This window comes from Scandinavium sp. (assembly GCF_051650185.1).
GTDB lineage: Bacteria > Pseudomonadota > Gammaproteobacteria > Enterobacterales > Enterobacteriaceae > Scandinavium.
On the sequence record NZ_JBOFIN010000094.1, the window covers coordinates 77,486 to 97,034 of the forward strand.

Sequence of the window (19,549 nt, forward strand, 5' to 3'; positions counted from 1 at the left end):
GGTCCCTTTGTTTTTACTGCTTATCAGGCAACGCGTAAGCGATGATGTAATCGCCCCGGTCTGGCGACTGACGTGCGCCACCTGCGTTGATGATGATGTACTGCTTACCGGTTTTCGGTGACACATAAGTCATCGGGCCGGACTGGCTTCCCACCGGCAGGCGGGATTTCCAGATTTCCTTACCGTTCGCGGTATCGAACGCGCGCAGATAGAAATCCTGCGTGCCCGCAAAGAACAGCAGGCCAGACTGCGTGGAGAGCGATGCCCCAAGCGTTGGCATCCCGATTGGGATTGGCATATGCATCCGAATACCCAGTGGGCCCGTATCTTCTACGGTGCCTACCGGAACCTGCCACACCAGCTTCCCTGATTTCAGATCAACGGCAGACATCGTACCAAACGGCGGCTTCTGGCAAGGAATGCCCAGCGGTGACAGGAAGCGTTCGCGCATCGCACCAAACGGCGTACCGTCCATCGGCACGATACCCATCTCAATGCCGCTGGCGTTTTTCGCTACGTTTTCACGCGGGACCATATAGTTCGCCAGCCCCAGACGCATGTCGTTGACGAACATCAGGCTGTTGTTCGGGTCAATCGATACGCTGCCCCAGTTCATGCCACCCAACGATCCCGGGAATTGCAGGGAGCGGTCGAGACTTGGCGGAGTGAAGATCCCCTGATGGCGCATCTCTTTAAACTGGATGCGGCACAGCAGCAGGTCAATCGGCGTCGCGCCCCACATATCAGACTCTTTCAGTGTTTGGTTGCCAATCATCGGCATCCCTACGGAATAGGGCTGAGTGGGGGAGTAGCGCTCACCCTTGATGTTTCCGGCCGGAACAGGGCGCTCTTCCACTTTTGCGACCGGTTTACCCGTTTCGCGGTTGAGCATGAAAATCATGCCCTGTTTCGAGGTCTGCACCAGCACTGGCGTGGTGCCGCCTTTGCCGTCAGGCAAGTCGTACAGCAGCGGCTGAGAAGGCAGATCGAAATCCCACAAATCGTGGTGAGTGGTCTGGAAATGCCAGCGAACCTGGCCGCTGGTGGCGTCTACGGCCACAATCGATGAGCTGTATTTATCATCCAGCGCAGTACGTTCCCCGGCAAAGAAATCTGGCGTGGCGTTACCGGTTGGCAGATAAATCAGATTCAGCTTCGCGTCGTAGGACATCGCCGACCAGACGTTTGGCGTACCGCGGGTGTAGGTGGAGCCTGCGGGTGGCTCACCGGTCAATGCCGGATTGCCCGGGTCCCAGGCCCACGCCAGTTTCCCGGTATGAACATCGTAAGCGCGAACCACGCCAGGAGGCTCGCCAGTGGAGAAGTTATCTGCCACGCGCCCACCAACAACCACGAGGTTACCCGCGACCAGCGGGGTCGAGGTTTGCTGGTAGTAACCCGGTTTGATATCCCCCATGCCGACGCTGAGATCGACCACTCCGTTGGTGCCGAAATCCGCACACGGTTTACCGGTCTCAGCATCAATCGCAATCAGGCGCGCATCTGTGGTTGGCAGGAACAGACGGCGAGCGCACATCGTAGGTTGTGCCGAAGAGGTAGGTGCTACGGCGGTCTGGTTATCTTCGAAATAACCGAGCCCACGGCAACGCTGCCAGTTTGGCGCGGTGGCTTTAGAGTCATAGCGCCATTTTTCTTTGCCGGAGTCGACATCCAGCGCCAGCACTTTACTGTAAGGCGTGCAGACGAACAGCGTATCGCCAACCTGAAGCGGGGTATTCTGATCTTCCGCGCCTGAGCCATTGCTCTGCGGAATATCTCCGGTGTGCGCGGTCCAGGCGACCTGAAGCTGATTCACATTCTGCTTATTGATCTGATCCAGTGCCGCAAAACGATCGCCATGGGTGGTGTTCCCCCAGTGCTCCCAGTTTTTCTGCGCTTCACCCGGAGCGACGGGTTTCACCGGCACGGGTTCGTCGGCACTGACCAGCGTTTGGGTATGGAACATGCCACCAGCGCTAACCAGCAACACCACGGCAATCACCGCCGCCAGGCTAAAAGCAGGGGCTTTACGCGTGTTTTGTGCAGAAAGGAAGGGCCAGACGAGGGCCGAAAGGAAAGCCAGCACGCCGAAGGTGAACAAACGAGAAAACAGCGGCCAGAAATCCCAGCCTGCATCGCTGATGGCCCAGATGATGGACGCCACAAACGCGATGGCATACAGCAAGATCCCGCCACGACGATTTCTGCCGATAAGCCAGGCGCTGATCAGCATCACCAGACCCATCATGCCGAAGTACCAACTGCCACCGACGCTTGCGAGCTTAACGCCCAGCCCGCCGACTGCCAGCCCGATGAGTGCCATCAATATCACTAAAAGCCACTTGAGGATCCCTGGGAATCCTTGTGGCGTACTGCCCGTTACCATGTCTGTCTCCTTAACGCGGCCTTTGTCCGAAATGAACCAGATGAATCATTTATTCTGAGAAAGGCCAATGGATCGCGTTTTTTTAAGCTTTAAATCGCTTTAAAGATACGCAACGAAATATTGTGTGAACCATTTGGTTAATTGGCAGCATGATAGAACTGTTAAATTGCATTGCGCAATTGTTAATAAATAATTTCGCATTATTTGTTTACTCAATAGATGAACGTCGTATCCCTCAGACTGACGCGGACTAAACTGTGATCGGGCGGGAGTAATTCAGTGTCGACACGGATCGAGCTCACATTTTGCCGTAGGAAAAGTGGGCGTAATTTCCTCATCGTGATTAATACTATATCTATAATAGAAACGCAGAAGGGGCGGCGATGAATAAGGCACAAACTCTGGAGAGCGTGTCGGCTCCGGCTGACATCCCTGTGGCGCGAAAGTTGCGCAAAGTATTGCTGGCTACCGGCGTAGGGCATTTTGTTGAGTGGTTTGACTTCGGTCTGTACGGCACGCTGGCGGCGATTATCGGTTTGCAGTTCTTTCATGCCGACAGCCCGGGCGTGGCGTTGCTATCTTCGTTTGCTGTCTTTGGCGCGGGTTTTATTATGCGTCCTCTGGGTGGGCTGTACTTTGGGTCGCTCGGGGATCGGGTTGGGCGGCAAAAAGTGCTGGCAACCGTCATACTGCTGACTTCAGGCGCCACGTTTGTGATGGGGTTGCTGCCGACCTATTCGCAAATTGGCGTCACGGCGACTGTGTTGCTGGTGGTGACTCGTCTGGTTCAGGGTTTTGCCGCAGGGGGTGAAAGCTCCGGGGCGACAACTTATCTGGCGGAATATGCCCCCAATGATAAGCGCGGCTATTTTACCTGCTGGATTGATAACTTCGGCTTTATGGCGTTTGTCGCCGGGTCAGGGCTGGTTTTTCTGCTAACGGCTTCACTCGGTGAAACGGCAATGAATGACTGGGGCTGGCGCATTCCGTTTCTCATTGCCGGGCCGCTGGGTTGGGTAGGATTGTATCTTCGCCAGCACCTTGAAGATTCCCCCGAATACAAAGCGGTAGCGCAAAGCGGCAAAACTGAAAGTGCGCCTTTGCGTGCAGCCGTCACCAAAGCGTGGCCTGCATTATTGTTTTGCGTCGGATTTGTTGTCCTGAAAGCCGTGGGGCACTGGACGCTGCAAACTTTCATGCCCGGTTATCTCTCCACCGAACTGCATTTTTCGAAGCTGGATTCCTACGCGATAACGACGGTTGGGCTGTTTGGCATTGCGGTGCTGGTGCCTTTTATGGGGTATCTGTCCGATCGCTTTGGCCGTAAGCCGCTGATGCTGGCAGGTTGTGCAGGATTTATACTTTTCAGCTATCCGGCGATGATGGTCATGGCCCAGGGTAATTTTCTCTCCGCAGTGCTGGCAATGTTGTTACTGGGCGCTTTTATTGCAGCATTCGATGGCGCATGCAGCGCAGCGATGGCTGAACTGTTCCCAACCAGCGTGCGTTACGGTGGATTGTCTATTGCTTATAATTTTGCCGTCGCTTTCTTTGGCGGGATCACGCCGTGGTTCTCGGTATGGCTAATCGGCGCGACGGGCGACAAATTTTCACCGGCTTACTACGTGATGGGAGCGGCGCTGGTCACCTTCCTGACCGTGCTGAAAGCGAAAGAGACGGCGGGCAAACCGCTACGGCGATAATGCTCAAATTTACGCCACTGTTGTTTTTGGTCAAAAAACAAACAGGGTTGGCTGCTATACTTATCGGGTTATCAACGTAAATGAGGATGCTATGGATACCGAGTTAACCCCCGCGCAGCTTGCCGTCGAATTTCTCCGCCGCGATGCGACCGCTTTAACCCCCGCACAATACCTGAAACGCGTTAAACAGTTAGAGCTGGAATTTGCCGATCTGATGGCGCTCTCCTCGCTGGAACTGAAAGAAGAGATCGACTACGCCTGGCGCATGGGTATCCACTGATCCTTGTAGCCATAAAAAAGCCCGCCGGGTTTCCTCGGCGGGCTTTGTTGTTTTACAGGCTAATCAATCATCTTCTTCGTCATCCAGCTCAACCGGCGTCTGGTACTGATCGGGTTTGAGCGCCAGCAGGTCGCAGCGCAGGTGATCGATAACCTGTTCCGCAGTATTGCCGAGAAACGCCGCCGACAGCCCGGTACGTCCCACGGTGCCCAGCACCACAATCCCCGCTTGCAGATGTTCGGCGATATCCGGAATGACTTCTTCTGGCAGGCCTTTTTCCACATGGGTCATGTTTTCGCTGATGCTGTATTTCTGACGCAGCGCTTTCATCGCCAGCAGGTGCTGGCCGCGAATGGCGTCGTTGTAGACACTCGGGTCGAAATCAGGGAGCTCAATCGCAATGTTGATGGGGGTGACCGGATAAGCGCCGACCAGATGCACTTCGGTATGGTTAATTTGGTCTGCTAACTGGAGCGTTTCACGAACCAGTTTATCGTTGAGGGCATTGTGATACTCCTCTTCGCTGGCAAGATTCACGGCCACTATCGCTTTGCCGCCTTCCGGCCACGGCTGGTCTTTGACCATCCACACCGGGCAAGGGCATTTACGCAGCAGATGCCAGTCGGTGGGAGTGAAAATCACGGCTTCCAGTTTGTCGTGCTGGTGGGCCATCTTCAGCAGCAAGTCGTGCCCGCCGCTCATCACTTCCTGGATAATCGCTTCGAAGGGACGGTTATGCCACACGACTTTAATGTCAATCGGCACACCCGCTTCAATATAAAACCTGGCCTGCTCGCGGATCCATGCGGTCCGCTGGCTAATGACGCCCTGACGCATCGCAGTGCGTTCGTCAGGCGACAGAAGAGTGGTCATCTCATAGGAAAAATCATAGATCGGCAAAAAGGCTTTAATGGATCCACCAATCCTTTGATGAAGGTAAACTGCTCGCCGCAATGCGGGTTGATCGTCCTGGTTAGGATCGATGGCTACCAGCATATTTTGATACTTTGCCATACAGGGTCTCCTTACAACTGTCACCACAGTCTGTAAATAAAAGATAACCCATCCGGAGTGATTGAAACAGGGAATAACCTTCGCCAGATCAATAAATCACAAAAATTTAGCGACCTGGCGGAAGGAAAAAGCAGGGGTCAGGCGACGTTACGGGCCTGACCGGCGAGAACAGACAGCGCATCGCTGTTTTCGATAGTGATGTATTTGCCTTTTACCGCCAGCATGCCGCTTTTCTGGAAACGACCCAGCAGACGGCTGATGGTTTCTACGGTCAGGCCGAGGTAGTTACCGATATCACCACGCGTCATGGTCAGACGGAATTCACGAGGCGAGAAACCGCGCTGTGCAAAACGGCGGGAGAGGTTATAGATAAACGCCGCCAGGCGCTCTTCCGCATTTTTCTTGGACAGCAGCAGGATCATGTCCTGGTCGCCTTTAATTTCGCCGCTCATCAGACGCATCATCTGCTGACGCAGATTGGGCATCTTGCCGGAGAGGTCATCCAGCGTTTCGAACGGGATTTCACAGACCATGGAGGTTTCCAGCGCTTGCGCGAAGCTCGGGTGATGACCCGTGCCGATGGCATCAAAGCCGACTAAATCGCCCGCCAGATGGAAGCCGGTGATCTGCTCGTCGCCTTGTTCTGTGATGGTATAGCTCTTGATCGTCCCGGAGCGAATGGCATACAGAGATTTTAGCTCATCGCCTGCTTTGAACAGGGTCTGGCCTTTCTGAATCGGCTTTTTACGTTCGATAATATTATCAAGCTGATCAAGCTCATGCTCATTCAGCGTGAACGGGATACAGAGCTGGCTGATGCTGCAATCCTGGCAGTGGATAGCACAACCGCCAGACTGAATGCGTCGTATAATTCGCTTTTCCGGGATCATAGATATGCTCGAGCTTTAATTGATATTGGTCAATTTTAACATCTTTTTGGTGAGCAAGTAAGTCTCGAAAACTCGAATCACGCAATATTAGCAAGGGAAATGAAGAGGTACATCTATCTGACTGATATCCCTAAGGTAAATTGACGGAGTTCGAGCGTAAAACTGTCTAATATTTCCAATATGGCACGGATCATCAAAGCAAAAGGTAGCCTTCGTGGCGCAGCAGCCACTCTTTTCGCTGCACGCCTCCGGCATAACCGGTCATGGTGCCATTGCTGCCGATAACACGGTGGCAGGGAACCACCACGCTGACCGGATTCGAACCATTTGCCGCACCAACGGCACGGGCGGCACCAGGACGACCAAGCGCCTGGGCAAGCTGGCCATAGTGCATCACCTGTCCGCAGGGAATAGAACGCAGTGCCTTCCACACTTCACGCTGAAAAGGCGTGCCGGCGGTTTCACTCGGCAAGGTATCAATCACGCTGAGATCGCCTTCAAAGTAGGCTTTCATCTTATCGCTCAGGCCGTCCGGATTGCTGGCCGCGACGCGCTGATAACCTTCGCTGCGATAATGAAGATCCAGCAATTGCACCATTCTGTCGCTGTGTTCTTCCCACTCGACGGCACGCAGACGGAATTGTTCGTCGCACAGAAGCCACAAGGGGCCGAGTGGGGTGATAATTTTGTCTTCCAGCAGTGTCAGCATCACGCTTCCTTTATTACGGGGGAAAGCCTACAACATACCACGCCGTCTCTTTTCGCTTAACTCGTATCTTGCTGTCGTGTTAGCGCTTTGCGTTGAGGGTGGGGCTGTTACAAACGTGTAAAGTTAGAGTGATGAAAGCGGCGGTAATAGTGGACTGAACACAAAGCAATACTTTTTAATCTTTGCTGTTTTTTCTCATTATTCCCGCTCCATCAAGAGCGGCATGGCATTTCCAATAATGAGAGGCTGGCACCTGGAATGATATATTTTCTGGGAAGACCATTGGCCAATAACGTGTGGCGGCTGATTATATTCTTAGTGAATATATTTCATGAAAGTAATGCAATTATGCGCAGTGATGTTTACGTTCCGTACTCCCATTGCTCGCTAACTGGAGGGCGAGCACACCTGAGCTTCAGCGTATACCATGTATTTCAAAGTCATCCATTAGAAGCGTTGCAGTATTGAAAGTAGCAAAACGGGGAATGAACATGGGCGGGTAATTATTTCAAAGGCAATTATTTTTTACGGATAAAAAACAGGATCTGTCGACATCCGCCAGATCCCGCAGTATACACAGCAATATTTCCGTAACGTCGTCCCACATTTTACTCCCCCATGCAGGTAATACAGTTATAGCGAATTTATATTTAATTACCAGCACTTTTCAGTGATGGATTTCACGATTTTTTAACATTGATGTTTCATGTTATCTGCCATTAATTCTAGTTAAGTAACGGTTAACTCTTTTTAATTTCCCGCCAGGTTAAAAAACAGTCAATGATATATTCTTTCAGCAAACAGTTTCCAATAAACCAAAACGCATTGAGCGCGAGGCAGGGCGCGGCTATAGTACGTTTTCAGTAGACGCCGTAGCGGGAGGAGGTAAAGATGAACCCTGACGACAAATCGCTGTTTCTTGACGCCATGGAGGATGTCCAGCCCCTCAAACAGCCTGTGAATGTGCACTGGCAGCCCCATCGTAATACCAAAGCGCCAAAGCCTGTCGATACGCTGCAACTCGACAACTTCCTCACAACGGGTTTTCTCGATATCGTGCCGCTGGGCACACCGCTTGACTATAAGCGGGAAGGCTTGCAAAACGGGGTACTTGATAAGCTGCGGCTTGGCAAATACAGCCAGCAAGCGAGTCTGACGCTGATTGGTCAATCTGTTGAGCAAAGTCGTCAGATGCTGTTTGCCTTCATTCACCAGGCGCACCAGGACGGGCTGCGAAATGTGCTGATCATTCATGGCAAGGGCAAAGCCGATAATTCTCACGCGAACATTATTCGTAGCTATCTGGCGCGTTGGCTGACTGAATTTGATGACGTGCAGGCGTTCTGTAGCGCGCTACCGCACCATGGCGGCAGCGGCGCTTGTTACGTGGCGCTGAAAAAATCGGAGCAGGCCAAACTGGAAAACTGGGAACGCCACGCCAAACGCAGCCGCTAGCGCAGCAGTAACGTCAGCTCTTTTGCCGCTTTTTGCAGTTCCGGCAGCACGCGCTCAACCATTTCCTGGGCCGACATCTGCCCCGCATGTACGCCAACGTTCAGCGCCGCAACATTATGCCCCTGTGGGTTGAACAGCGGCACGGCAAGCGATCGTAAGCCCATCTCCAGTTCCTGATCGTTAAGCGCGTAGCCTTGTTGACGCACGCGCTTCAGCTCTGTACGCAGCTTGCTCACCGAATCTACTGTCTGCGGCGTATAGCGAATCATCGTTACTCGCGCCAGCATATCGTTCAGTTTCTCTTCCGGTTGATGGCTCAACAAAACCCGCCCCATCGATGTCGCCCAGGCGGGCAGGCGGCTGCCGATATCCAGATCGATAGTCATGATCCGCGAACTGGAGGCGCGGGCGATATAGAGAATATCGTCGCCGTCGAGCGTCGCAATCGAGCAGGACTCATTGAGCATTTCGCTCAGATGCTTCAGTACCGGCTGCGCCGAGCGGGCGAGCGGCGTGGACGCCAGCCAGGCGTGACCCAGCGACAAAATGCGTGGCCGCAACTGGAAGTTTTTCCCGTCCTCCGCATAGACGAACCCGAGCTTGCCCAGCGTATACAGGCAGCGACGAACAGCCGCGCGCGGGATACCGGTTTTCTGGCTGATTTGTGAAATCGACAGCACCGGGCGCTGTGGGGTAAAGGCCTGAATCACCTCCAGCCCTCGTGCAAGCGAAGCCATAAAGTTGGGATCGCCCTTAAACGGATCGCTCTCTCCGCTCAGGAGATCGTCGGGATGTTTGGTCATGTTTTTGCCTCCGATCACAGTTTGAAAGCAAAGATACAGGATGTTCGATAATCGCACCATATTTCGATTATCGCCCTTGACCGACACCGTTAAGCGGGTCACATTTTGTGCGAACAACGCATAAAAGTGCGATAACCGCACAACAAGGAGCGACCTGATGATCGACAAAAGCGTCCCGACGCTGGAACGGGCCATCGCCGGGATCCCCGACGGTGCCACCATTATGATTGGCGGCTTTGGCCCGGCCGGACAACCCACTTTTCTGATTGATGCCCTGATCGCTCAGGGCGCACGCGACCTCACCATCATCAATAACAATGCGGGAAACGGCGAAGTGGGGCTGGCGGCGCTGCTGAAAGCCGGGCGGGTGCGCAAAATGATTTGCTCGTTCCCGCGTCAGGTGGACTCGCAGATTTTTGATGACCTCTACCGCCGTGGAAAAGTGGAGCTGGAGCTGGTGCCGCAGGGCAATCTGGCGGCGCGTATTCAGGCAGCCGGGTCAGGGCTTGGTGCGGTCTTCACACCGACGGGCTACGGCACGCCGCTGGCGGAAGGGAAAGAAACGCGTGAAATCGACGGTCGTCACTATGTGCTGGAATACCCGATTCATGCCGACTATGCGCTGATCAAAGCGCACCAGGCTGACCGCTGGGGCAACCTGGTGTATCGCAAGGCGGCGCGTAACTTTGGCCCGATTATGGCGACGGCCGCCAAAACCACCATCGCAGAAGTCTCGGACATCGTGCCGCTTGGCGGCCTTGACCCGGAAAACGTGGTCACACCGGGGATTTTCGTTCAGCGCGTGTTTTCGCTGTCAACCCTGAATGCCGTCCAAAGCGCCTGAGGAGAACATCATGCAAAAATTGACTCGCGACGACATGGCAAAACGCGTGGCGCAGGACATTCCCGAAGGCGCGTACGTGAATCTGGGCATCGGCTTGCCGACCCGCATCGCGAACTACCTGCCTGCCGATAAGGAAATTTTCCTGCACAGCGAAAACGGCCTGCTGGGCATGGGGCCCAAACCGCAGCCGGGAGAAGAAGATCCCGAACTGATTAACGCCGGGAAAGAGTATGTGACGTTGCTGGAAGGCGGTTGCTTTTTCCATCACGGTGATTCGTTCACCATGATGCGCGGCGGCCATCTTGATATCTGCGTGCTGGGGGCCTATCAGGTTTCCGCCAGCGGTGACCTGGCGAACTGGAGCACGGGAGCACCAGACGCGATCCCGGCGGTAGGTGGGGCGATGGATTTAGCGATTGGTGCCCGTCAGGTGTTCGTGATGATGGACCATTTAACCCGCGACGGCGAATGCAAACTGGTGGAGCACTGCTCTTATCCGCTCACTGGCGTGGGCTGCGTAAGCCGTATCTATACCGACCTGGCGGTGATCGACATCACGCCAGACGGCCCGGTCGTGCGGGAAATGTTCAACGGTCTCTCTTTTGAAGAGTTACAGCGCATCACGCCCGTGAAGCTGACCTTCAACCAACTGGCGGAAAGCGCATAAGGAATTATGATGAATCAGGCCTTTATCTGCGATGCGGTGCGCACACCGTTCGGTCGGTTCGGTGGTACGCTTTCCAGCGTTCGTGCCGATGATTTAGCGGCGCTGCCGCTGAAAGCGCTGCTGGAGCGTAACCCAGGTCTTGATCCGGCGCGCATCGACGATGTGATTTACGGCTGTGCGAATCAGGCGGGCGAGGATAATCGCAACGTGGCTCGCATGGCGCTGCTGCTGGCAGGCTTGCCGGACACCGTGCCGGGCAGCACCGTCAACCGTTTGTGCGGCTCAAGCCTTGATGCCATTGGCATTGCGGCTCGGGCGATTAAAAGCGGTGAAACACAGCTGATGATTGCAGGCGGCGTTGAAAGCATGTCGCGAGCGCCTTTCGTGATGGGCAAAGCGGAAAGCGCGTTTAGCCGCAGCATGAAAATGGAAGACACCACCATCGGCTGGCGCTTCATCAACCCGCTGATGAAAGCTCTGTATGGCGTCGATTCGATGCCTGAAACGGCGGAAAACGTGGCCGGGGAATTTGGGATTTCCCGTGCCGATCAGGATGCGTTTGCACTTCGCAGCCAGCAGCGTACCGCGGTAGCGCAGGAGAAAGGGCTGTTTGACGATGAACTTATCGCCGTCAGTGTCCCGCAGCGAAAAGGTGAAGCCCTGGCTTTCACTCGCGATGAGCATCCTCGCGCTACGTCGCTGGAAGCGCTGACTAAACTGAAAGGGGTGGTGCGAGCAGACGGCAGCGTAACGGCCGGGAATGCCTCTGGCGTGAACGATGGCGCGTGTGCCTTGCTGCTAGCCAGCGAGCAGGCGTTAATCTCAAACGATTTGCAGCCGCTGGCGCGTGTTGTCGGCATTGCCACGGCAGGCGTTGCGCCTCGCATTATGGGATTTGGCCCGTCGCCTGCGGTACGCAAAGTGTTAGCGCAAACCGGGCTGACGCTGGATCAGATGGACGTGATTGAACTGAATGAAGCGTTTGCGGCGCAGGCGCTGGCCGTCACGCGTTCACTGGGGTTGCCGGATGACGCGCCGCATGTGAATCCTAACGGCGGGGCGATCGCGCTGGGGCATCCGCTTGGTGCATCAGGTGGTCGGCTGGCGATGACGGCAGCTTACCAACTCAAACGCACGGGCGGACGCTATGCGCTCTGTACCATGTGTATCGGCGTGGGTCAGGGGATCGCGTTGATTATCGAAAGAGTCTAAGGAGCCAGGATGGATCTCTTAACGCCGTTGCTGCGCGAGAGCGCACTGACGGCTATTTTCAGCGACGAGCAAACCGTTCAGAGAATGCTCGATTTTGAAGCCGCGTTAGCGCGTGCTCAGGCCCGGTGCGACATTATCCCGGCATCGGCTGTGACGGCAATTGAGCAGGCCTGCAAAGTACAAAATATCAATCTTGCGGCATTAGCAGAAAGCGCCGCGAATGCCGGGAATCTGGCTATCCCACTGGTCAAACAGCTCACCGCGAAGGTCAAAGAACAAGATCCTCAGGCAGCAAAATATGTTCACTGGGGAGCAACCAGCCAGGATGTTATCGACACGGGTTTTGTGCTGCAACTGCGCGAGGCGCTGGATCAAACCGATAAGCTTTTGAGCAGCTTGTTATCCGCGCTGGCAAAGCAGGCGGCGCAACATTGCGATACGGTGATGCCGGGCCGTACCTGGATGCAACATGCGCTCCCCGTGACTTTTGGCCTTAAGCTGGCGGGCACGCTGGATGCTTTATTGCGCTGGCAGCAGCGCTTGCATGAACTGCGTACGCGAGTGCTGGTTTTACAATTTGGCGGTGCGGCGGGAACGCTGGCCTCGCTACATGAAGAGGGCCCGGACGTTGCTCAACAGCTGGCGCATGAACTGAATCTGACGCTGGCGGATACGCCATGGCACAGCCAGCGCGACAGATTGCTGGAAGCGGGGCACTGGTATGCGGGGGTCAGCGCAACGCTGGGCAAATTCGCCAATGATTTCTCGCTGCTAATGCAAACGGAAGTCGCCGAAGTCAGCGAACCCGTTGCGGCGGGGCGCGGTGGCTCATCGGCGATGCCGCACAAGCGCAATCCTGTAAGCTGCGCGGTGATCCTGACCGCCGTACAGCGTATGCCTGGACTCATGGCAACGCTGTATGCCAGCCAGATCCAACAGCATGAAAGGGCGCTGGGCGGCTGGCAGGCTGAGTGGGAAGTGCTGCCGGAATTGCTGACGTTAGCGGGTGGTGTGCTGACCCAAAGCGAATACCTGATCCGTGGCATGCAGGTGGACAGCCAGAAAATGCGGGCAAACCTCGATATCACTCACGGCCTCATTATGGCGGAAGCGGTCACTCTGGCGCTGGCTGAAACGCTCGGCAAACAGGACGCGCATCATCTGGTCGAAACGCTCTGTCATCAGGCGCTGGATCAGAAGCGCCCGCTTCTTGAATTACTGGAAAACGACCCTCGCGTCAGTCCCCATTTCACCTCAACCGAACTCAGAACGTTGCTGGATCCTTCACGGGCCACCGGCAGCGCCACTCACTTTGTGCGTCAGGTTCTGGCGCGCTATAAGGAGCAAAATCATGATGCTTCACTATCAGCTTGATGGCCCTGAAGATGCGCCGGTGCTGGTGCTCTCCAACTCCATGGGCACCAGGCTCTCGCTGTGGGAGCCACAGCTTAAGGCGCTGACGGCGCACTTTCGCGTGCTGCGCTATGACATGCACGGTCACGGACAAACCCGTAAACGGGGCAAAGTGACGCTCGCCCAACTGGGTGAAGATGTGATTGCGCTGCTCGATCACCTGAATATCGACAAAGCCTGTTTTTGCGGGATTTCAGTCGGTGGCCTGATTGGACTGTGGCTGGCGCGCTTTGCCCCGGAGCGGTTTTACGGTCTGGTGGTGGCGAACACCGCCGCAAGAATTGGCGATCAGGCAAGCTGGCTTTCACGTGCGCGTGCCGTGCGTCAGGAAGGCATGGACGTTGTTGCCGCCGGAACCGCAGACCGCTGGTTTACACACAGCTTCCGTCAACATTACCCGGAAGTGGTGGAGCCGCTGGTGCATCAACTCGCGCAGATGGACCCGGAAGGCTATGCGGAAGGGTGTGAAGCGCTGGCCGGGGCAGACCTGCGTACTGAAGTGAGCGCGATCGCCGCGTCGGTGATGATTATCGCCGGGGAACACGATCCGGTGACGACCGTTGCTGATGCTGATTTTCTGCATCAGCAAATTGCTGGCAGCCAGCGCGTGACGTTGTCGGCCTCACACCTTTCCAATGTCGAAGCCGCAGAAGCGTTTACCGCCGCGGTGCTGACGTATTTTCGGGGGCAGTAAATGAACGACGAGGACCGTTATCAGCAAGGTATGGCGGTGCGCCGCAAAGTGCTGGGTGATGCGCACGTTGACCGCACCTTAGACAATTTATCGCCGCTCAATGAAGAGTTTCAGAACTTCATCACCCGCTACGCGTGGGGCGAAACCTGGACCCGTCCGGGGCTGGATCACCACACCCGCAGCCTGATCACCATCTCAATGCTGATAGCCCTGAACCGCGAGGCCGAGCTGAAAATGCATTTGCGGGCCGCGTTCAATAACGGCGTTACGCGCGATGAACTCAAAGAGCTGATTATGCACTCCGCGCTCTATTGCGGCCTGCCGGCCGCTAATGCCACGCTGCATCTGGCGCAGCAGGTTTTTGACGAGATGGATGCGTGAGGTTATTGCCCGGCGGCGGCCATACAGGTTTTCCTTTGTAGGCCTGCGCAAGCGCAGCGCCGCCAAGCAATCTTGCGACATTACTCTGGAATAATCTCGCCTTTACGTAACGTCAGCACTTCAAAACCGTCTGCAGTCACGGCGATGGTGTGCTCCCACTGCGCCGACAATTTTTTGTCGCGAGTGACCACCGTCCAGCCGTCTTTTTTGGTTTTGATTTTGCTGTCGCCCTGATTGACCATCGGTTCAATCGTGAACACCATGCCTTCGCGCAGCACTTCGCCTGTGCCGGGTTTGCCGTAATGGAGGATCTGCGGCTCTTCGTGCATCTCGGTGCCTATCCCGTGTCCGCAATATTCCCGCACCACGCTGTAGCCATTGCTCTCGACATAAGACTGTATGGCATGGCCGATATCCCCCAGCGTCGCGCCGGGTTTCACAGCTTTAATGCCTTTCCACATGGCTTCATAGGTTTTTTTCACCAGCCGGCGAGCCAGAGGTGAGACGTCGCCAATCAGGTACATTTTGCTGGAATCCGCAATCAGGCCGTTCTTTTCCAGCGTAATGTCGACGTTCACTATCGCGCCGCTACGCAGATGCTCAGTTTCTTTGGGAATGCCGTGACACACCACCTCATTCACCGACGTATTCAGCACGTACGGGAAATCATATTGCCCTTTACTGGCGGGGCGGGATTGCAGCTCATTGACGATAAACGCTTCCGCCAGGTTATTGATTTCCATGGTGGTGATACCCGGCTGGATTTTCTCATCCAGCATGGTAAACACAGAGGCCAGCAGCTCCCCGGCATGACGCTGGCGAGCAAGTTCGTCTGCTGTTTTAATGTGAATTGATGGCATGCATCGCTCCTTAGTTATTCATAAACAGAGCGTATGTGTTTAACTCGCGGATGTCACGCCTGCGGCTTAGTCAATCGTGCGGGGAACATCGCTCAGCCGGGTGGTCCAGGCCGAGGAGAGCATTGAGCGCTTCATGGTCCAGCCCGGGGAAATGCCCTGGCTGACAAACCACAATTTATTGCCTTTCTTGTTTTGCTTATCGATAACGTCCATCAGCTGTTCGCTGTTGGCTCGCGGGGCAAAGTCGTCGAACAAATTGAGCTGGGCCACGCCCTGGCTGTAAAAATCGCCTAGCATTACGCCTGCTTTCTGATAACGCGGCCCTTGTTTCCAGATAACGTTGAGACAATGGGTGGCTGCGGTAATGATATCCCGGGTGTCCTGCGTGGGTGTCAGCAGGCGAATGCCGCTGCTGTTGCTGTAATAGGGTTCGTGTTCATCGTGAGGGCTGCTTTTAATAAAAGCGGACACATAGCGGCAGAACTGATGCTCCAGACGCATTTTTTCGGCGGCACGCGCCGCCCAGGTGCAGATCCCTTCGCGCACGTCGAGATAATCGCTGGTGCGTTTGCCAAACGAGCGAGAGCTGATAATTTCCTGTTTTGTTGGCGGATACTCTTCAAATTCCAGACAGGATTCACCCCGCAACTCGCGCACGGTTCGCTCCAGCACGACGCTGAAGTTTTTGCGAATAAACCACAGGTCGCAATCTGCCAGTTTTAGCGCGTTATCCACGCCCATCGCCGTCAATCTTTTGCTGAGCCGCCGCCCGACACCCCAGACTTCATCCACTGGGACATGTTCCATTAATTTACGCTGGCGAATGGGCGAGGAGAGATCAACCACGCCTTTGGTTCCGGGATATTTTTTGGCCGCATAGTTGGCCAGCTTGGCAAGCGTTTTGGTGGGCGCAATGCCGACGCCGACCGTCAGTAAAGTGCGATTGAAGATCAGTTCGCGGATCTCACGCCCGGTTTTTTCCAGCTCGCGAATGCCCGTTAAATCGACAAACGCTTCGTCGATGCTGTAGATATCCACTCGCGGGCAATACTCCTCCAGCGCGCTCATCACCCGATGGCTCATATCGCCATACAGCGCATAGTTGCTGCTGAAGGTCATGACGCCCATTCTCTCCAGCTGTGCTTTTTGCTTAAACCACGGTTCGCCCATTTTGATATCGAGCTTTTTGGCCTCCGCCGAGCGGGAAATAATGCAGCCGTCATTGTATCTGAATGATACTAATAGTTAGTTATTGGTAATATCATGATTTTAAATGGAATTTAATTACTAACTTTTTTCAGGTTTTTTGTTCTTGATAGCATACTCAAATGAACAGGTTTAGAGGTTAATGTTGGCGAAGCTCTGAATATGGATGGACCGGTTAGCCGTGATACTAATAATACCAGTTATGATCCATAGTCCACCCACCTCTTCAGCGAAAATACGATATGCCACTTTCAATCAATCCATTGAGTTATCTCATCGATGATGTCTTCTGTTCTTAACATAGAACGACGCTCACTATAAGAGGGCTGTAACACATCCTGTCCGGAATGCTAATGATTTACTTATAGATTTCCGCAACCCCATGCAGTCGGTTATTCCCTGTGGTTGACAGAATTTTGAACGATGTTGCTCCTTGTTCCTCAGCCTTACGAGAGAGCGCATTCGATAAATCATCAAGCGTATAGGCATTGCTGGATGAGACTACGCCGATCTTTTCTTTCCCGTCTGCATGGTTAATTTCCTGAGCAGCAGAGGCGGCATTCACTGAAATAAACCCCATGACAAATGTAGTAATAAGTAGTGTTTTCATATATGGAACCTCTTTTGGACTATACGTTCGGAACTGGATTTGTATCAGGCGGAACGCTCCCCGTCTGTATATTCAAATCTACAGACCTAAGCTGTCATAAGACTGACCGTTATATGACAATGCTGTCAGGGATGTAGATTGTTTATTTTTTTGAATACACATTCAATTCGTTAATAATGCACTCAGGTTCTTCACGCAAAGGCATATTGTCTATGTCTAATACCCCGCCATTTCTTTGTGGATCATCAGTCTGCAGGTCTGCAAACAGTGGGGTAGGATCAATGACCCATTTTAATAGCGGTATTCACGACATGAAGGCCAATGCTTCCTGTCGCCCCTGCAATGAGTATTTTCATGATAAACCTTCTGATAATTCGGACTTATTTTCGATATGGTCAGAATATCAATTATCATTATTGTCAGTAATAAGGCTAAAATGATTGTGTCTATGAACACCCTTCATGAGTGCGTGATGAAGGGAATGCCTCCATAAGGAAATCGCCGATGCTCAAAGAAAACTTCAACGAACTGCAAATCTTTCTTGTGGTGGCAAGGGAGCGAAGTTTTACCAAAGCGGCGGGTAAACTGGGCGTTTCTCAGTCTGCACTCAGCCACGCGATGAAAGCCCTGGAAGAAAGGCTGAATATCCGCCTTTTGACCCGTACGACCCGAAGTGTTGCCCCTACAGAGGCCGGTGAGCGAATTATTGCCTGCCTTGAACCGCGTATTGCCGATCTTGAGCAGGAGCTGGAATCGCTGGTTCAACTCAACGGCACCGCCTCCGGCAATATTCGTTTAACTGCTGGGGAGCATGCCGCGCGAAGTGTGGTATGGCCGAAGTTAAAACCCTTCCTCAGGGAATACCCGGAAATTAATCTCGAACTGGTGGTGGATAACGGCTTTGTTGATATTGTTGAGGGGCGTTTTGATGCCGGGATCCGCCTGGGCGAAAGCGTGGATAAGGACATGATTGCGGTAAGAATTGGCCCGGACATGAGAATGGCTGTGGTGGGAGCGCCGTCTTATTTCGCTGCAAACCCGGCGCCCGAAACGCCGCACGAGCTACAAAATCACCGTTGTATCAATATGCGCCTGCCGACAGCCGGTGGGCTTTACCACTGGGAGTTTGAGAAGGATGGGAAACCGTTACGGGTCAGAGTGGAAGGGCAGGTAACGTTTAATTTGCAGGCAGAAAGGATTGATGCGGCTTTATCCGGCTTTGGTATCGCCTGTATACCTGAAGACAGAGTGCGGGATTATATAAAGTCAGGAGAGCTTATCCAGGTTCTGCAGGACTGGTGTCCATCATTCCCAGGATATTACCTCTACTACCCGAGCCGTAAGCAGCATCCGCCCGCTTTTGCGCTGATGATCGATGCACTTCGCTATCAGGAATAACGGTTCCGTCAATTGCAGAGGACCCGTCCGGGTATTAACGGCCTACGCGAGCCTGGTGCTCAGGAGAGTAACGTTCGCCGACGATTTTAATCGTTTCAAGCGCCTGGGTTATCTGTCGCGAGTCATCCTGAGAAAGGATGATGTCGGCGGCCCCCAGGTTTTCCTCCAGCCGGTGCAGTTTCGTAGTTCCAGGGATAGGCACAATCCACGGCTTTTGTGCCAGCAGCCACGCCAGCGCGATTTGTGCAGACGTCACACCTTTCTCTGCCGCCAGTTCACCCAGCAATGAAACCATCTTTTCATTGGCTTCAATCGCCTGCTCGGCGAAACGCGGCACTGTACTGCGGTAATCATCCTTCCCAAAAGTGGTTCCTGGCTTAATCGAGCCCGTCAGGAAGCCTTTGCCTAAGGGGCTGAAGGGCACAAAACCAATACCCAGTTCTTCCAGTAACGGCAGGATCTCCTGCTCAGGCTCGCGCCACCACATTGAGTATTCGCTTTGCAGGGCAGTGACAGGTTGTACGGCATGTGCACGACGAATGGTTTGCGCACCCGCTTCGGACAGACCGAAATGTTTGACTTTGCCTTCAGCTATCAGGTCTTTCACCGTTCCCGCAACATCTTCAATTGGGACATCCGGATCGACACGATGTTGATACAGCAGATCAATAACATCAGTCTTGAGACGGCGTAATGATCCTTCCACCGCTTCACGGATATGCTCCGGACGGCTGTTTAAAATCTGCTGCTTGTTGTCGTCGCCAAAAGTAAAACCAAACTTGGTGGCGATGACCACACGGTCACGAAACGGTTTTAAGGCTTCGCCGACCACCTCTTCATTAAGGAAAGGGCCATACACTTCAGCGGTATCGAAGAAGGTGACGCCACGTTCAACCGCTGCGCGAATGAGCTCGATAGCCTGACGAGTATCGGTCGCCGGGCCATAACCGTGGCTTAAGCCCATACAGCCGAGCCCAAGTGCGGAGACTTCGAGTCGGGATTGACCCAGATAACGTTTTTGCAT

General features: G+C 54.0%; 18 protein-coding genes and 2 pseudogenes. 10 read left to right on the forward strand and 10 right to left on the reverse strand.

The annotated features are described in order from the left end of the window. Positions 1-13: 13 nt before the first annotated feature. A complete protein-coding gene (locus tag ACRCWW_RS12210) occupies positions 14-2,386 on the reverse strand; it encodes a glucose/quinate/shikimate family membrane-bound PQQ-dependent dehydrogenase (RefSeq protein WP_438682652.1) in 2,373 nt (790 codons plus the stop codon). Positions 2,387-2,769: 383 nt separating this feature from the next. On the opposite strand from ACRCWW_RS12210, the gene ACRCWW_RS12215 reads away from it, so the two are divergent. Continuing rightward, on the forward strand, positions 2,770-4,089 hold the full coding sequence (locus ACRCWW_RS12215) for an MFS transporter (protein WP_438682653.1): 1,320 nt from the start codon (positions 2,770-2,772) through the stop codon (positions 4,087-4,089). A 91-nt stretch (positions 4,090-4,180) separates the two neighbouring features. Then, on the forward strand, positions 4,181-4,369 hold the full coding sequence (locus ACRCWW_RS12220; RefSeq protein WP_404656386.1) for a YdiH family protein: 189 nt from the start codon (positions 4,181-4,183) through the stop codon (positions 4,367-4,369). 63 nt (positions 4,370-4,432) lie between these two features. Here the strand turns inward: ACRCWW_RS12220 and uspE are convergent, their stop codons facing one another. The 3 genes from uspE to ogt all read right to left on the reverse strand — a co-directional run bounded on the left by uspE (position 4,433) and on the right by ogt (position 6,982). Then, positions 4,433-5,383 (reverse strand): universal stress protein UspE, encoded by a 951-nt coding sequence (uspE, locus tag ACRCWW_RS12225; RefSeq protein ID WP_438682654.1) that lies wholly within the window; start codon positions 5,381-5,383, stop codon positions 4,433-4,435. A gap of 137 nt (positions 5,384-5,520) precedes the next feature. Further along, positions 5,521-6,273 carry a fumarate/nitrate reduction transcriptional regulator Fnr gene (gene fnr / locus ACRCWW_RS12230; RefSeq protein ID WP_138097328.1) on the reverse strand — a complete coding sequence of 251 codons (753 nt, stop codon included), beginning with the start codon at positions 6,271-6,273 and terminating at the stop codon, positions 5,521-5,523. Between the two features lie 193 nt (positions 6,274-6,466). Continuing rightward, a complete protein-coding gene (gene ogt, locus ACRCWW_RS12235) occupies positions 6,467-6,982 on the reverse strand; it encodes a methylated-DNA--[protein]-cysteine S-methyltransferase (protein WP_438682655.1) in 516 nt (171 codons plus the stop codon). An 891-nt stretch (positions 6,983-7,873) separates the two neighbouring features. Here ogt and smrA point away from each other — a divergent pair. Next, positions 7,874-8,437 carry a DNA endonuclease SmrA gene (smrA, locus tag ACRCWW_RS12240; RefSeq protein ID WP_438682656.1) on the forward strand — a complete coding sequence of 188 codons (564 nt, stop codon included), beginning with the start codon at positions 7,874-7,876 and terminating at the stop codon, positions 8,435-8,437. Here the strand turns inward: smrA and ACRCWW_RS12245 are convergent. Next, positions 8,434-9,240 carry an IclR family transcriptional regulator domain-containing protein gene (locus ACRCWW_RS12245; protein ID WP_438682657.1) on the reverse strand — a complete coding sequence of 269 codons (807 nt, stop codon included), beginning with the start codon at positions 9,238-9,240 and terminating at the stop codon, positions 8,434-8,436. The two genes, smrA and ACRCWW_RS12245, sit on opposite strands and share 4 nt — an antisense overlap. Before the next feature lie 157 nt (positions 9,241-9,397). Here ACRCWW_RS12245 and ACRCWW_RS12250 point away from each other — a divergent pair, with 157 nt between their 5' ends. From ACRCWW_RS12250 to pcaC, 6 genes are read left to right on the forward strand one after another with little or no spacing between them, the layout of a single operon-like run. Then, a complete protein-coding gene (locus ACRCWW_RS12250; RefSeq protein WP_438682658.1) occupies positions 9,398-10,084 on the forward strand; it encodes a 3-oxoacid CoA-transferase subunit A in 687 nt (228 codons plus the stop codon). Positions 10,085-10,094: 10 nt separating this feature from the next. Continuing rightward, positions 10,095-10,751 (forward strand): 3-oxoacid CoA-transferase subunit B, encoded by a 657-nt coding sequence (locus tag ACRCWW_RS12255; RefSeq protein WP_438682659.1) that lies wholly within the window; start codon positions 10,095-10,097, stop codon positions 10,749-10,751. 9 nt (positions 10,752-10,760) lie between these two features. Further along, complete coding sequence (gene pcaF / locus ACRCWW_RS12260; protein ID WP_438682660.1) at positions 10,761-11,963, forward strand: 3-oxoadipyl-CoA thiolase; 1,203 nt, start codon at positions 10,761-10,763, stop codon at positions 11,961-11,963. 9 nt (positions 11,964-11,972) lie between these two features. Next, a complete protein-coding gene (locus ACRCWW_RS12265) occupies positions 11,973-13,337 on the forward strand; it encodes a 3-carboxy-cis,cis-muconate cycloisomerase (protein WP_438682661.1) in 1,365 nt (454 codons plus the stop codon). Then, positions 13,315-14,070 (forward strand): 3-oxoadipate enol-lactonase, encoded by a 756-nt coding sequence (gene pcaD / locus ACRCWW_RS12270; protein WP_438682662.1) that lies wholly within the window; start codon positions 13,315-13,317, stop codon positions 14,068-14,070. Before ACRCWW_RS12265 ends, pcaD begins: the two co-directional genes overlap by 23 nt. Then, positions 14,071-14,451, forward strand: coding sequence for a 4-carboxymuconolactone decarboxylase (gene pcaC / locus ACRCWW_RS12275; RefSeq protein ID WP_404656377.1), 381 nt, complete (start codon positions 14,071-14,073; stop codon positions 14,449-14,451). A gap of 80 nt (positions 14,452-14,531) precedes the next feature. On the opposite strand, the gene map is transcribed toward pcaC, so the two are convergent. The 4 genes and pseudogenes from map to ACRCWW_RS12295 form a co-directional block, all read right to left on the reverse strand. Beyond that, a complete protein-coding gene (gene map / locus ACRCWW_RS12280) occupies positions 14,532-15,311 on the reverse strand; it encodes a type I methionyl aminopeptidase (RefSeq protein ID WP_438682663.1) in 780 nt (259 codons plus the stop codon). A gap of 66 nt (positions 15,312-15,377) precedes the next feature. After that, a pseudogene (umuC, locus tag ACRCWW_RS12285) lies at positions 15,378-16,535 on the reverse strand (translesion error-prone DNA polymerase V subunit UmuC); the annotation flags it as partial. Positions 16,536-16,875: 340 nt separating this feature from the next. Beyond that, the gene (locus ACRCWW_RS12290) at positions 16,876-17,127 is read right to left on the reverse strand and encodes a DUF1471 domain-containing protein (RefSeq protein WP_438682664.1); all 252 of its coding nucleotides are present in this window, start codon (positions 17,125-17,127) and stop codon (positions 16,876-16,878) included. Positions 17,128-17,269: 142 nt separating this feature from the next. After that, positions 17,270-17,407 (reverse strand): annotated as a pseudogene (locus ACRCWW_RS12295) (SDR family oxidoreductase); the annotation flags it as partial. 224 nt (positions 17,408-17,631) lie between these two features. Between ACRCWW_RS12295 and ACRCWW_RS12300 the strand changes: the two are divergent. After that, entirely contained in the window at positions 17,632-18,525 is an 894-nt protein-coding gene (locus tag ACRCWW_RS12300; RefSeq protein ID WP_438682665.1) for a LysR family transcriptional regulator, read from the forward strand. Between the two features lie 34 nt (positions 18,526-18,559). On the opposite strand, the gene ACRCWW_RS12305 is transcribed toward ACRCWW_RS12300, so the two are convergent. Continuing rightward, positions 18,560-19,549, reverse strand: coding sequence for an aldo/keto reductase (locus ACRCWW_RS12305; protein ID WP_438682666.1), 990 nt, complete (start codon positions 19,547-19,549; stop codon positions 18,560-18,562).

Bases quoted from the DNA above. Each gene is read 5' to 3' on its own strand.
- ACRCWW_RS12210 (WP_438682652.1), bottom strand. From the start codon at position 2,386: ATGGTAACGGGCAGTACGCCACAAGGATTCCCAGGGATCCTCAAGTGG.
- ACRCWW_RS12215 (WP_438682653.1), top strand. From the start codon at position 2,770: ATGAATAAGGCACAAACTCTGGAGAGCGTGTCGGCTCCGGCTGACATC.
- ACRCWW_RS12220 (WP_404656386.1), top strand. From the start codon at position 4,181: ATGGATACCGAGTTAACCCCCGCGCAGCTTGCCGTCGAATTTCTCCGC.
- uspE (WP_438682654.1), bottom strand. From the start codon at position 5,383: ATGGCAAAGTATCAAAATATGCTGGTAGCCATCGATCCTAACCAGGAC.
- fnr (WP_138097328.1), bottom strand. From the start codon at position 6,273: ATGATCCCGGAAAAGCGAATTATACGACGCATTCAGTCTGGCGGTTGT.
- ogt (WP_438682655.1), bottom strand. From the start codon at position 6,982: ATGCTGACACTGCTGGAAGACAAAATTATCACCCCACTCGGCCCCTTG.
- smrA (WP_438682656.1), top strand. From the start codon at position 7,874: ATGAACCCTGACGACAAATCGCTGTTTCTTGACGCCATGGAGGATGTC.
- ACRCWW_RS12245 (WP_438682657.1), bottom strand. From the start codon at position 9,240: ATGACCAAACATCCCGACGATCTCCTGAGCGGAGAGAGCGATCCGTTT.
- ACRCWW_RS12250 (WP_438682658.1), top strand. From the start codon at position 9,398: ATGATCGACAAAAGCGTCCCGACGCTGGAACGGGCCATCGCCGGGATC.
- ACRCWW_RS12255 (WP_438682659.1), top strand. From the start codon at position 10,095: ATGCAAAAATTGACTCGCGACGACATGGCAAAACGCGTGGCGCAGGAC.
- pcaF (WP_438682660.1), top strand. From the start codon at position 10,761: ATGAATCAGGCCTTTATCTGCGATGCGGTGCGCACACCGTTCGGTCGG.
- ACRCWW_RS12265 (WP_438682661.1), top strand. From the start codon at position 11,973: ATGGATCTCTTAACGCCGTTGCTGCGCGAGAGCGCACTGACGGCTATT.
- pcaD (WP_438682662.1), top strand. From the start codon at position 13,315: ATGATGCTTCACTATCAGCTTGATGGCCCTGAAGATGCGCCGGTGCTG.
- pcaC (WP_404656377.1), top strand. From the start codon at position 14,071: ATGAACGACGAGGACCGTTATCAGCAAGGTATGGCGGTGCGCCGCAAA.
- map (WP_438682663.1), bottom strand. From the start codon at position 15,311: ATGCCATCAATTCACATTAAAACAGCAGACGAACTTGCTCGCCAGCGT.
- ACRCWW_RS12290 (WP_438682664.1), bottom strand. From the start codon at position 17,127: ATGAAAACACTACTTATTACTACATTTGTCATGGGGTTTATTTCAGTG.
- ACRCWW_RS12300 (WP_438682665.1), top strand. From the start codon at position 17,632: ATGCTCAAAGAAAACTTCAACGAACTGCAAATCTTTCTTGTGGTGGCA.
- ACRCWW_RS12305 (WP_438682666.1), bottom strand. From the start codon at position 19,549: ATGCAAAAACGTTATCTGGGTCAATCCCGACTCGAAGTCTCCGCACTT.